This window comes from Cohnella sp. SGD-V74, from assembly GCF_003001675.1.
Lineage (GTDB): Bacteria > Bacillota > Bacilli > Paenibacillales > Paenibacillaceae > Cohnella.
Window position 1 is genome coordinate 249,108 of the sequence record NZ_PVYW01000008.1, and the last position, 13,208, is coordinate 262,315.

Here is a 13,208-nt window from a genome sequence, read left to right on the forward strand (position 1 = left end):
CGATGCCTTAATCCCTGTTAGCGAAGTCTCCTCGGAGCTGTTCCCCTGAACCGCCGCAAGGCTCATTAGGGAGAATCGGAGTGGCGCTCGTTATTGCGCTTGGAGTACGAACGGCGGCATGATCTGCCTCGTACTTTATAAGGCCGTCATCGCGAGGTGACCGGCAAACTCGGGTGGTACCACGGAAGCTATTAGCCTTTCGTCCCTAGACGTCATTTTGTCGTCGGGACGAAGGGCTTTTTTGATTCGTTGAAAGGAGGAAAAAAGATGAGCGCACAGGAAACTACCATCAAATCCAAAGAAGAATTGATCGCAAAATGGAGCAAGCCGGAAGTGATCACCGGGTCGGAAATGCTGCTTCGCAGTCTGTTACTGGAGGGTGCGGAGTGCGTCTTCGGCTATCCGGGCGGCGCGGTGCTCTTCATCTACGACGCTATGCACGGCTTCGACGATTTCCACCATCTGTTGACGAGGCACGAGCAGGGCGCTATTCACGCGGCGGACGGCTACGCCCGTTCCACCGGCAAAGTCGGCGTCTGCATCGCGACTTCCGGCCCGGGGGCGACAAACCTGGTCACGGGCATCGCGACCGCGTACATGGATTCGGTGCCGCTGGTCGTCATTACGGGCAACGTAGCGACGCATTTGATCGGAACGGACGCTTTCCAGGAAGCGGATATCGTCGGCATCACGATGCCGATCACGAAGCACAGCTATCTCGTGCGCAAGGCGGAGGATCTGCCCCGCATCATTCACGAAGCGTTCCATATTGCCAACAGCGGACGCAAAGGTCCGGTGCTCATCGATATTCCTAAGGACGTGTCGGCCGAGAAGACGCTGTTCCAGCCGGTATCCGGCGTGCAGCTTCGCGGGTACAACCCGACGGTCCAACCGAACAAAAACCAGGTGGACAAATTGATCCGCGCGATCGAAAGCTCCGAAAAACCGGTCATTCTGGCGGGCGGCGGAGTCGTCTACTCCGGGGCGCACGAAGAACTGTACGAGTTCGTCACGAAGACGGGCATTCCGACGACGACGACGCTGCTCGGATTGGGCGGCTTCCCGAGCGGCAACGAGCTGCACATGGGCATGCCCGGCATGCACGGCACGTGGACGGCGAATACGGCGATCCAGTCGGCGGATCTGCTGATCAACATCGGCGCGCGCTTCGACGACCGCGTCACGGGCAAGCTGTCCGGCTTCGCGCCGAAAGCGAAGATCGTTCACATCGACATTGATCCGGCGGAGATCGGCAAGAACGTGCCGACCGACATTCCGATCGTCGGCGACGTCAAGGCGGTGCTGCAGCAGGTGAACGCCCTTGTCAAACCTGCGGCGAAGGCGGACGCCTGGCGCAAGCAGATTCAGGAATGGAAGGCCGAGAAGCCTTATTCCTACGTGGATTCGGAGACGGAACTGAAGCCGCAATGGGTCGTCTCGATGATCCACGAGACGACGCGCGGCGACGCGATCGTCACGACGGACGTCGGCCAGCATCAGATGTGGGCGGCGCAATACTACCCGTTTAACCAGCCGCGCTCATGGGTTACCTCGGGCGGTCTCGGAACGATGGGCTTCGGCTTTCCGTCCGCGATCGGCGCCCAGATGGGCAACCCGGACAGAACGGTCGTCTCGATCAACGGCGACGGCGGCATGCAGATGTGCGCCCAGGAGCTGGCGATCTGCGCGATCAACAACATTCCGGTCAAAGTGGTCATCATCAACAACCAGGTGCTCGGAATGGTTCGCCAGTGGCAGGAACTGATCTACGACAACCGGTACAGCCACATCGATCTGGCCGGCAGTCCGGATTTCGTCAAGCTGGCGGAAGCTTACGGGGTGAAAGGCTATCGCGCCGCGAACAAGGACGACGCCCTTCGCGTCTGGAAGGAAGCGCTCGAGCATCCGGGTCCGGCGGTCGTGGAGTTCGTCGTTCGCAAGCACGAAAACGTCTATCCGATGGTTACCCAAGGTAGCACGATCGACCAGATGATCATGGGGGATGCCGAATGAACCGTAAATTTACGATAGCGATTCTCGTCAACGACCAGCCTGGCGTGCTGCAACGGGTTTCCGGCCTGTTCGGCCGCCGCGGCTTCAATATCGAGAGCATTACCGTCGGAGCTTCCGAGGAGCCGGGTCTGTCCCGTATGGTCATCGTCACGACGGGCGACGACCATACGCTGGAGCAGATTCAGAAGCAACTGTATAAGCTGATCGACGTCATCAAAGTCATCGACGTCAGCGGCAACCCGATGGTCGGCCGCGAGCTCGCCCTGATCAAGATCAGCGCCGAGCCGTCGATGCGCCCCGAAATTCTCGGCATCGTGGAGACGTTCCGCGCGGCGGTCGTGGATATCGGCCCGTCGAGCCTGATCGTTCAGGTCGTCGGCGATTCGGAGAAGATTGACGCGATGATCGAGCTGCTTAAGCCTTACGGCATCCGCGAGCTGTCGCGGACGGGCGTAACGGCGATGAACAGGGGCGCCAGATAAGGAGCCCTTGGCCTGGACAAGCAATCGTACCCGCGGAGCGGGTATTCGAGGAGAGAAACCCGACGCGCGAACCGGGCCGCCGGAGCCGTCTCTCTTGGAACGCCCGCTTCGAGGGTCGACAAATATTGACTTATTTTAAGGAGGAACACAGTTCAATGGCAGTTAACTTGTTTCATGAGAAAGACGCCGACCTCGGCGTTCTTAAAGGCAAAACGATCGCAGTTATCGGTTACGGCAGCCAAGGACACGCGCAAGCGCAAAACCTCCGCGACAGCGGCGTAAACGTCATCATCGGTCTGCGCGAAGGCAAATCCGCGGAAAGCGCGCGCAACGACGGCTTCGAAGTACTGTCCGTCGCCGACGCTACCCGCAAAGCGGACGTCGTGCAAATTCTGATGCCGGACGAGACGCAAGCAAGCGTCTATAAAAACGAAATCGAGCCTAACCTGAAAAAAGGCGCCGCTCTGATGTTCTCCCACGGCTTTAACGTACACTTCGGCCAAATCGTCGCTCCGGCGGACGCGGACGTTCTGCTCGTCGCTCCGAAATCCCCGGGCCACATGGTTCGCCGCACTTATGTCGAAGGCTTCGGCGTTCCGGGACTGATCGCCATTCATCAGAACGGTACGGGCAAAGCGTTCGAGATCGGCATGGCTTACGCCAAAGGCATCGGCTGTACCCGCGCAGGGGTTATCGAGACGACGTTTAAGGAAGAGACCGAAACCGACCTGTTCGGCGAACAAGCCGTTCTGTGCGGCGGCGCTTCCGCGCTCGTCAAAGCCGGCTTTGAAACGCTTGTCGAAGCGGGCTACGCGCCTGAGATGGCTTACTTCGAGTGCTTGCACGAGCTGAAGCTGATCGTCGACCTGATGTACGAAGGCGGACTGGCGTCCATGCGCCACTCCATCTCCAACACGGCGGAGTACGGCGACTATGTCACCGGCCCTCGCGTCGTAACGGAAGAGACGAAGAAGGAAATGAAACGCGTGCTGTCCGACATCCAGCAAGGCAAGTTCGCTCGCGACTTCATCCTTGAAAACCAATCCGGACGCGCCTTCCTGACGGCTACCCGCCGCAACGAAGCCGAGCATCCGATCGAAGTCGTCGGCGCTCAGCTGCGCGGCATGATGCACTGGATCAAGAAATAAGACCAACCGCCACGCGCGGATACGAAACCCCGGCATGCGCTGCCGGGGTTTTTGTTAAATAACGACAGACGGTGTGCTATAATTTGAAGATAGCTCAGATTTGCTTCAGGAGGTGCGGGTAATTCCCCCGACATGAGAAAAATTTATATTTTCGACACGACGCTTCGCGACGGAGAGCAGTCTCCGGGCGTGAACTTGAACACTCAAGAGAAGGTAGAGATCGCGCTGCAGCTCGAGAAGCTGGGCGTCGACCGCATTGAGGCCGGTTTCCCCGCGGCTTCTCCAGGCGACCTGGCGGCGGTCAACGCCGTGGCGAAAGCGGTCAAGAACGCCACCGTCATCGGCCTTGCCCGTTCGCGGGAGCAGGATATCGACGCCGTGAAGGAAGCGCTTAAAGGCGCGGAAGACCCGGGCATCCATCTGTTCCTGGCCACTTCCCCGATTCACCGCCAGCACAAGCTGCGGATGGATAAGGATCAGGTCCTGGAGACGGCGGATCGGGCGATTCGCTATGCCAAGCAATATTTCGACAAAATCGAATTTTCTCCCGAAGACGCGGGCCGCACCGAACTGGACTATCTGTGCCAGGTTACGGAAATGGCGATCAACGCCGGGGCGACCGTCGTCAACATTCCGGACACGGTCGGCTACATGACGCCTCAGGAGTTCGGCAACATCTTCAAAGTGCTGAAGGAGAAGGTGCCGGGAATCGAGCGCATTCAGCTGTCCGCCCACTGCCATGACGATCTCGGCATGGCGACCGCGAACGCGCTGGCCGCGATTCTGAACGGAGCCGACCAGGTGGAAGGCACGATCAACGGCATCGGCGAACGCGCCGGCAACACCTCGCTGGAGGAAGTGGCCCTGACGCTGGCGACGCGCGCGGAGTTCTTCCAGGCGACGACGACGCTGAACCTGAAGGAGATCGCGCGCACGAGCCGCCTCGTCAGCAAGCTGACCGGCATGGTCGTGCCGGGCAACAAGGCGATCGTCGGCGCGAACGCGTTCGCGCACGAGTCCGGCATTCACCAGGACGGCGTGCTGAAGGAGAAGACGACGTACGAGATTATCTCGCCGGAGACGATCGGCCTGCGCGACAGCAAGCTGGTGCTCGGCAAGCACTCCGGACGCCACGCGTTCCGCGAGAAGCTGATCGATCTCGGCTACGAGCAGTTGACGGAGGATCAAGTGAACGCCGCGTTCGGCAAGTTCAAGGATCTTGCCGACCGCAAGAAGAACGTCAGCGATGAGGACATTCGCGCGCTGCTCGAAGAGAAGCTCGTCGAGACGCCGGAAGTGTTCGCGCTGGAGAAGCTGGTCGTGTCGTTCGACAGCCATGCGACTCCGACGGCGACGGTTACGCTGAAGACGCAGCAAGGCATCGTGAAGAAGGAGTCCGAGGGCAACGGCTCGGTCGACGCGATCTATCAGGCGATCGACGCGCTGACCGGCGAGACGGTCGAATTGGACGATTACACGATCAAGTCGGTCACGGACGGAACGGACGCGCTGGGCGAAGTCCACGTCGTTCTGAAGCAAGGGGATACGTCCGCCCAAGGACGCGGAGTCAGCACGGACATTCTGGAAGCGAGCGCACGGGCCTACGTGGACGCGCTGAACAGGCTCATCGACAAACGCAACGCGCCTGCGCGCAACAAGCGCGACAACGTCACTCTGATCTAACAGAAATGGGGAGCTTCGGATGAACTATCGGTATTCCAAAAGGCTCGACTCCTTCTCCTCGTCGGCGGTTCGGGAAATTCTGAAGCTGACGCAGAGAAAATCGATTATCTCCTTCGCGGGCGGACTGCCCGCGGAGGAGCATTTTCCGGTCGCGGCGATCGGGGAAGCGTTCGAGCGGGTGCTGGCGGCGGGCAACAAGGCGCTGCAGTACGGCTTGACGGAGGGCTATCTCCCGCTTCGCGAGAGCATCTGCAAGTGGATGGAGCCTAAAGGCGTAACGATTACGCCGGACGATCTGCTCATCACGACCGGCTCGCAGCAAGCGATCGATCTGCTGACGCGGATCTACATCGACCCGGGCGACGTCATCCTGGTCGAGAAGCCGACCTATCTGTCGGCGCTGCAGGTGTTCCGCTCGTACGGCGCAACGCTCGTCTCCGTCGAAGCCGACGAGGACGGCATGGTGCTGGACGATCTGGCAGCCAAGCTGAAGGAGCATTCGCCCAAGCTCGTATACGTCATCCCGACGTTCTCCAACCCGACGGGCAAGGCGTGGAGCCTGGAGCGCCGTAAGGGCGTGCTGGAGCTGTGCCGCGCGAGCGACGCGCTCATTCTCGAGGACGATCCGTACGGCGAGTTGAAATTCGGCGACGCATCCGTGACTTATCCTTCTTTATTTTCGCTGGATGAGCATCCGCAAGGCTCGTGCGTCGTCTACACGAGCACGTTCTCCAAGACGGTCGCTCCGGCGCTGCGCACCGGCTGGGTCATGGCCGATCCGGAAGTGATCCGCCATCTGGCCCGCGCCAAGCAGGCCGCGGACTTGCATTCCAGTTCTCTCGACCAGCAAGCGCTGCATCAGCTGATCGAGCACTTCGATCTCGCGGGCCACATCGAGTTCGTTCGCAAGGAATACGAAGCGCGCATGCGCCAGATGGCCGAGCTGCTGTCGCAGCAGCAATGGCCGGGCGTGACATGGAACGAGCCGAAGGGCGGCATGTTCTTCTGGCTGGAGCTGCCGGAGTCGATAGACACCGGGGAACTGCTCAAGACGGCCGTCGACCTGGGCGTAGCGTTCGTGCCGGGCGTCTCCTTCTTCGCGGACGGCTCGGGCCGCAACACGATGCGGCTCAACTTCACGCACACCGACTTCGAAGGCACGGTCGCAGGCATGAAGCGCCTCAATCAGGCGATGGAGAGCGTATTGGTGAAGTAGGACGATCAGGCATCAGGCGCTGAAGAGCATATTGGTTGAGCAGGGCGATCAGGCGTCAGGCTGATGGAGCGCATTGGTGGAATAGGGCGATCAGGCGCTGAAGAGTGCATTGGTGGAATAGGGCGATCAGACGCTGAAGAGCATATTGGTTGAAGTAGGACGACGCGTCTCCGGCCTAACCGAGATCGGTTAGGCCGGCTTGGCGCTCTTTTTACGCTATCCCCTTGGATCAGGGGGCGGTCCATTGGACGAGGGACACCGTAATAAGCCCGTCCGGCGAGCCTAGGGGTCCTGCCGTAGACGGAGACACCGTAATAAGCCCGCCCGGCGAGCTTAAGGGGCCCGCTGTGGATGGGGACACCGTAATAAGCCCGCCCGGCGAGCTTAGGGGTCCCGACGTAGACGGGGACACGGCAATAAGCCCGCCCGGCGAGCTTAGGGGTCCCGCCGTAGACGGAGACACGGCAATAAGCCCGTCCGGCGAGCTAGGGGTCCTGCCGTAGACGGAGACACGGCAATAAGCCCGTCCGGCGAGCTTAGGGGTCCCGCCGTGGACGGAGACACCGTAATAAGCCCGCCCGGCGAGCTTAAGGGTCCCGCTGTGGATGGGGACACCGTAATAAGCTCGTCCGGCGAGCTTAGGGGTCCCGCCGTAGATGGGGACCAGGTAATAAGCTCGCACGCCGCGAACTCCAAATAGGCATTGCCTATAGAAACGATAGTTATTATATATTTTCATTCGCGGACGAAGTGTACTACAATTGAGAGAAAGTCTCAATGGACAATAACCTACAGGTGGAGTGGATACGACAGATGTCAGAAGTTAAAAAAATCGCCGTCATCGCCGGAGACGGCATCGGCCCCGAAGTCGTCGCGGAAGCGATCAAAGTGATGAAGAAGACGGAGGAGCTGTTCGGCTACAAGTTCGAATTCCAGCACGGCCTGTTCGGCGGCATCGCCATCGACGAGAAGGGTACTCCCCTTCCGCAGGAGACGCTGGAAATTTGCCAAAACTCCGACGCTGTGCTGCTCGGAGCGGTAGGCGGCCCGAAATGGGACAACAACTCGAAGGAGCTCCGTCCGGAGACCGGACTGCTCGGCATTCGCAAAGCGCTCGGCCTGTTCTCCAACATTCGTCCGGCGGTCGTGTTCGATTGCCTGAAGGATGCCTCCACGTTGAAGCCGGAAGTGCTGGAAGGCACCGACCTGATCGTCGTTCGCGAGCTGACGGGCGGCATCTACTTCGGCGAGAAGTTCCGCCGCGACGGCGCGCAAGGTCAGGAAGCGGTCGACACCTGCGTCTATAACGTAACGGAAATCGAGCGCATCGTTCGCCAAGCGTTCGAAGTGGCTCAGAAGCGCAGCAAGCGTCTGGCTTCCGTCGATAAAGCGAACGTACTGGAGACGTCCCGCCTGTGGAGAGAGACGGTTAACCGCATCGCTCCGGAATATCCGGACGTCGAGCTGGAGCACGTGCTCGTCGACAACTGCGCGATGCAGTTGCTGCGCCGTCCGTCGAGCTTCGACGTCATCGTGACGGAAAACATGTTCGGCGACATTCTGAGCGACGAAGCGGCGATGCTGACCGGCTCGATCGGCATGCTGTCGTCGGCATCGCTGGGCGAAGGCAGCTTCGGTCTGTACGAGCCGGTGCACGGCTCCGCTCCGGATATTGCCGGCCAAGGCATCGCCAACCCGATCGCGACGATTCTGTCCGTCGCGCTCATGTTCCGCTTGACGTTCGGCTATGAGGACGCTGCGACCGCGATCGAGACGGCTGTCAAAAACGTGCTCGACGCCGGACACCGCACCGGAGACATCGCGACCGACAAGAGCAGCGCGATCGGCACGACCGCCATGGGCGATCTGATCGTCGCGGCATTGGCCAGGTAATCGAAGACCGCCCGAACGAGGGCGATCGTCATAGAAACTCCCCGGGGCAAGCGCCCCGGGGAGTTTTTAACCTCGCGTCCTCATTTTCCGGCAGGAATTGTGTTCATGTGTAGAGAATATAGTGAGAAGAATAAGGGATACCGATTTAGCGATTCAGGGAGGGAAGGCGATGAGCTTTTGCTGTGGAGCTAGCATGATCGGGACGAAAGGGACGCTGAAGCATTACCGGACGAGAATCCATAACGTGCCGATTTTGTTTTGTCCCGTATGCCATCGGGTCGAAGTCCACTACTTGGTGGAGAACGAATACGAAATTTTGGCCGAATATGCGCATGGCGACGGAGCATCTGAAGTCGACTTCCAGGATTACGTCGATGAATCGGATAAAGCGCTGCACGAAAATTGCGTGAACAACGAAGAGGAAGATCCGATGGCGATCGTGCAAAATCAGATCGACATGTCTCTCGATCTGCTGACCTTCGCCAAGGAGCTTGGCGATACGGAATGGCAGCAGCAGTTGAAGAAGCGTCTGATCGTCCTCAGCCAACGGCGCCACAAGCTTAAGCTGAAGCGCGCGCCGGGCGGAGCGGTCTAGGCAATGCGATAGAAACGGAACAGGTTCGGAGCTGTCCGGCGGATCGTGCGATCATGCCGGGACGCTCCTTTTTTTCTACCACTGCTCAATTGACATACAGCCTTCGCCAGATCCTAGGGCGTGTAAGCAAACCCGCTCAGGGGCATCTATCACCGCCCCTGCTTCGTCACTTTTGCTTGGCGTACCTCCGGTACGCCTTCACAAAAGTTCCTTGCATGGAACGAAAATTCGGCAATATCTGCTTTCCTCGGAGGTTGCATACACGCCCTAGTCTGGAGTGCCGATGTGCGATTCTTTAGAACAACACCTCTAGTTTGAGCACCATGGGGGAGACGTTACACGATTTCTTAGAACAACGCCCTCCGTTCGACCGCCAATCGGGAGACGTTAAGCGACTATTTAGAACAACTCGCTTGGCGAAGAACTTCAATGTTACGAGTCCATGTACGCGAATTGGTCAGCCGTAGTTTTTTGGCGGATTTATTCGACAAAAGTCGCATGACTTCGGTCCGTATGCGTTCGTCACGACTCGACAACTTCTTCGGTTGACATCCGCGATCGTTAATAGATATGATTTGGTTAATTTGAAGCGGCGGGGTCTGAGACTGCTCTGGCAATGGAGGGTTCTCGATATGAACGGATGGAAAACTCGTTATTTTCCGGTTCTCGCGGAGTTCGCCCGAAGCGGCGGACACGTCGTTCGACCGGAAATGCAGGAGCTGTGGATCGAACTGATCGGATTGCCGGCATCCGTTATTCTTAGGCACCATGAAGAGAGCGTAAAGTTTCTGCTTTCCTACGCGGAACCAGAAGACCGGATGACGTTAGTCCACCGGTCTCTTTTGTTTATTACCGAGCTGCTCGTTTCCTTGCGCCTGCCCGAAGCGGCAGCGGCCGAAGAGAAGCGGGACGAGGACAAGCTGCTCTATAACGCCGGCGCGATCCACTCGGAGCACATGGACGAGACGCCTTCGAACAAATTTGAAACCGTTCTCCAACATATGGACAGCGGAGTCGCCCTGTTCGATGCCGCGGGCAACCTCCGATTCGTGAACGTGCAAATGTCGAAACTGCTGAAGGCTCCTCGCAAGGCGTTGATCGGAAGCACGCTGTTCCGGCTTTTTTTTCACGAAAATCTGAGCCGGTCGATCCGCAAGCACGTTCTGAGAATTTACCGGGGATTGGCGCTGTACCGCCGCTATCACGACGAGTTCCAGGACGCCGCCGGACGCCATCTGCTGGTCAGCATCTCGCAGCCGGACGAGCTGGAGGGGGATTACTTGGTCAGCGTGAAGGACGTGTCGGAGTATAAGCTGATCGAGCAGGCGGCATTCCAGAACGACAAGCTGGCGATGCTGGGCAAGACCGCGGCGGCGATCGCCCACGAAATCCGCAATCCGCTCACCTCGATCAGAGGGTTCATCCAGCTGCTTAACCCCTATTTATCGGAGATTGGCAAGCAGGAGTACGGCAGAATTATTTTGTCGGAGATCGATCGGGCCAACGACATCATTTACGAGTTTCTGAACTCGTCCAAGCCGTCCGCGCCGATGAAGCAGAAAGTTCTCGTGGACATGCTGCTCAGGGAGTCGATTCTCATTTCCGAGAGCGAAGCGAACATGCAGGGCTGTGAAATCCATTGTGAAAATTTCGAGCCGGAGCTGACTGTGGCAGTCGACGTGAAGCAGATCAAGCAGGTGCTGCTGAACATTATGAAGAACGCGATAGACGCTATTCAGGACGTGATCGGGGAGCGAAAAGGACGCATCGATATTTCGGCCAGAACGGAGGGAAGGTTCGCGGTCATTTCCATCAGGGACAACGGAAAAGGGATGGAGCGAGCGATTCTGAACCGGCTGTTCGACCCGTTCTTCACGACGAAGGAAGCCGGCACGGGATTGGGGCTGTCGGTCAGCTACCGGATCATCACCAACCATGGAGGCACCATTCAAGTGAACAGCCAAATTCGCGAAGGAACCGAATTCATGATTTATTTGCCTTACGTCGAGTAGTACGAGTAAAATCGGTGTAGCTGCGCTAGGGCGTGTATGCATACACACCCTGGATTAGCGGCGATGAGGGAACTTCTAGGTAACATTCGGTACAACATGGGGGAACATCGCGATGAGCGGTTGGATCAAAGGAATGAAGCGCGCGCTCTCGGTCCGCAGAAGCGAATCCGAGAACCGCAAAAGCCTCAGAATCTCGTTGATCGAGGGCATTCCGGCGAATATATTGGGGAATCTGCTTGGCGGTCCGTTGCAGACCGTCTTTTTGACGTACCTCGGGTTTAGCGCGTTCCATATCGGCCTCGTGCTGGCGATACCGCCGTTCGCCCTGCTCATTCAGGTGCTGATCGCGTTCGCGATGCAGAGCTGGCACAATCGCCGGTTTTTCGTCGCGCTGTTCGGCATCGTCCACCGGACGGTGTGGGTCGGAACCGGGCTGATCCCGCTGGCGTTTCCGGAGGATTCCTGGATTCCGGTTTACTTGGCCATGTGGCTCGTCTGCATGGTTTCCGGCCAGGCCGGGGGCGTCGTCTGGACGTCCCTGATGGCGGATATCGTTCCCGCCAGCGTCAGGGGCAAATATTTCGGCATCCGCAACACGGTCCACTGGGCCGTCGTCTGCATGACGCTGCTGCTCGGAGGGCAGATTATGGAATGGCTGCCGGGTCCGCGGGGATTCGTCGTGCTGTTCGGCATCAGCGCCGCCTGCGTCATCTGGAACGGCTGGGCGCTGACGCAATATCCAAACCCTCCTTTTCAACCGTCGGAGAGCGGAAAGTCGCTCCGCATGTTTGCGCGTCCGTTCGCGGACAGGCGGTTTCTGATGGCGACGCTGTTCATCGCCCTGTTCATTTTGCTCCAGAACGTCGCCGTTCCGCTGTTCGCGTACGTTATGCTTGAAGTGATGAAGCTGAGCGCGAGCAAAGTCACGCTGATCATCATGCTGCAAAATCTGGTGATGATGATCAGCTACTATTATTGGGGCTTGCTCAACAGCCGATATTCGACGAATGCGCTTCTGCTCTGGACATTCCCGATTATCGCGGGGTCGTGCGCGATCTGGGCGGGCATGGCCGTGCTGCCCGTGCTGCTCATCCTGATCGTGGCGCACGCGCTGCTCGGCTTCGGGCTGGCCGGCTACAACCTGCTCGTATTCAACTTCCTGATCGGGGATTCTCCCAAATCGGAGAGGCCGATGTACGTCGCCGTCTTCTCGGCTTTCACGGGCATCGCGGGATTCGTCGGGCCGATCGCGGGCGGGTGGCTGTACGATCAAGCGGTCGGAGGGCCGCTGTGGATTCAATCTTACGGCATCGCTTCATTCGCGGGCGCGGCTCTGATGGCGCTGTCGCTGGCGGTTGCGCCGTTCGTGTTCAGAAGCGGACGGCGCCCGGGCGGGCCGAAGCCTATACCTCGTTCCGGGGAAATGCATAAAGTATAGCATAAGGCCGGCGGCAGCCGCGGCGGAGGCTGTCGAACGGCGGAATTGACAATCGCAACTGTAATATTTATAATTACAGTATATCCAGTGGCGGAAATAGACGGCGAGCAGGCAGCAATGCGGATCGTCGATTTTTTTCTCCGAATTGTAATATAAGTGATTACAGTTTTGCGCAATCCATATTTATAGACGGGCGGTGGGCAACATGAAATTCGAGATCGGCGATTGGGTGCAAGCCAAGACGAGAAACGGGGAATTCGTGCACGGGTTTATCGAGTCGATAGATCATTCGAAAGGATTGGCGAAAGTATTCGTCGTTCGCTCCGATAACGAGGAGTCGACGGGCAAATCGACCTCCGTGCTGGAGCACTGGCTTCGGGAACTGCCGTCTTACGCGATGGACGAGGAGAGTTCGCTGTACAATCTGATCGACCTCGCGCTGGCGACTCGAGACGAATCGTGGTTCATGGAATTGACCCGTTCGCTGGCCGCGCGTTCCGGGCCGGAGCGCCAGGCGGAAGGATTTTCCTTCCGTCGTAAGGCGCCCGTCAATCGGCTGGGGCATACAGCAAGGCCGTAAGAGGTCGTCCTTAGCCTCCGCAAGGCGGGTCGATATCGAAGCGGGACGAGCTTGGCGCGGAAATTTGGATAGATTGGGCCGGATCTCTTGTGATCCGGCTCATTTCTTTATCGGGCCGATGGAGGTAGAATGGAAGGGTACCCAAAAT

Annotated in this window: 10 protein-coding genes; all 10 read left to right on the plus strand. The window is 58.5% G+C overall.

Annotated features, from left to right (window positions below; translation table 11 throughout):
- The first annotated feature begins 267 nt into the window (after positions 1 to 267).
- The 10 genes from ilvB to B0G52_RS14600 all read left to right on the plus strand — a co-directional run bounded on the left by ilvB (position 268) and on the right by B0G52_RS14600 (position 13,060).
- A complete protein-coding gene (gene ilvB / locus B0G52_RS14555) occupies positions 268 to 2,013 on the plus strand; it encodes a biosynthetic-type acetolactate synthase large subunit (protein WP_094045479.1) in 1,746 nt (581 codons plus the stop codon).
- The gene (gene ilvN / locus B0G52_RS14560; protein ID WP_094045481.1) at positions 2,010 to 2,495 is read left to right on the plus strand and encodes an acetolactate synthase small subunit; all 486 of its coding nucleotides are present in this window, start codon (positions 2,010 to 2,012) and stop codon (positions 2,493 to 2,495) included. The genes ilvB and ilvN overlap by 4 nt, the downstream gene beginning before the upstream one ends.
- 155 nt (positions 2,496 to 2,650) lie before the next feature.
- The gene (ilvC, locus tag B0G52_RS14565) at positions 2,651 to 3,643 is read left to right on the plus strand and encodes a ketol-acid reductoisomerase (RefSeq protein WP_094045483.1); all 993 of its coding nucleotides are present in this window, start codon (positions 2,651 to 2,653) and stop codon (positions 3,641 to 3,643) included.
- 132 nt (positions 3,644 to 3,775) lie between these two features.
- Entirely contained in the window at positions 3,776 to 5,326 is a 1,551-nt protein-coding gene (locus B0G52_RS14570; RefSeq protein ID WP_094045485.1) for a 2-isopropylmalate synthase, read from the plus strand.
- A 19-nt stretch (positions 5,327 to 5,345) separates the two neighbouring features.
- Positions 5,346 to 6,542, plus strand: coding sequence for an aminotransferase-like domain-containing protein (locus B0G52_RS14575; protein ID WP_094045487.1), 1,197 nt, complete (start codon positions 5,346 to 5,348; stop codon positions 6,540 to 6,542).
- 813 nt (positions 6,543 to 7,355) lie between these two features.
- Positions 7,356 to 8,435 (plus strand): 3-isopropylmalate dehydrogenase, encoded by a 1,080-nt coding sequence (leuB, locus tag B0G52_RS14580; protein WP_094045489.1) that lies wholly within the window; start codon positions 7,356 to 7,358, stop codon positions 8,433 to 8,435.
- Between the two features lie 169 nt (positions 8,436 to 8,604).
- On the plus strand, positions 8,605 to 9,030 hold the full coding sequence (locus tag B0G52_RS14585; RefSeq protein WP_094045491.1) for a hypothetical protein: 426 nt from the start codon (positions 8,605 to 8,607) through the stop codon (positions 9,028 to 9,030).
- A 632-nt stretch (positions 9,031 to 9,662) separates the two neighbouring features.
- Positions 9,663 to 11,042 (plus strand): ATP-binding protein, encoded by a 1,380-nt coding sequence (locus B0G52_RS14590; protein ID WP_094045493.1) that lies wholly within the window; start codon positions 9,663 to 9,665, stop codon positions 11,040 to 11,042.
- Between the two features lie 112 nt (positions 11,043 to 11,154).
- Positions 11,155 to 12,480, plus strand: coding sequence for an MFS transporter (locus B0G52_RS14595; protein WP_094045495.1), 1,326 nt, complete (start codon positions 11,155 to 11,157; stop codon positions 12,478 to 12,480).
- 205 nt (positions 12,481 to 12,685) lie between these two features.
- On the plus strand, positions 12,686 to 13,060 hold the full coding sequence (locus tag B0G52_RS14600) for an IDEAL domain-containing protein (protein ID WP_094045497.1): 375 nt from the start codon (positions 12,686 to 12,688) through the stop codon (positions 13,058 to 13,060).
- Positions 13,061 to 13,208: the final 148 nt, after the last annotated feature.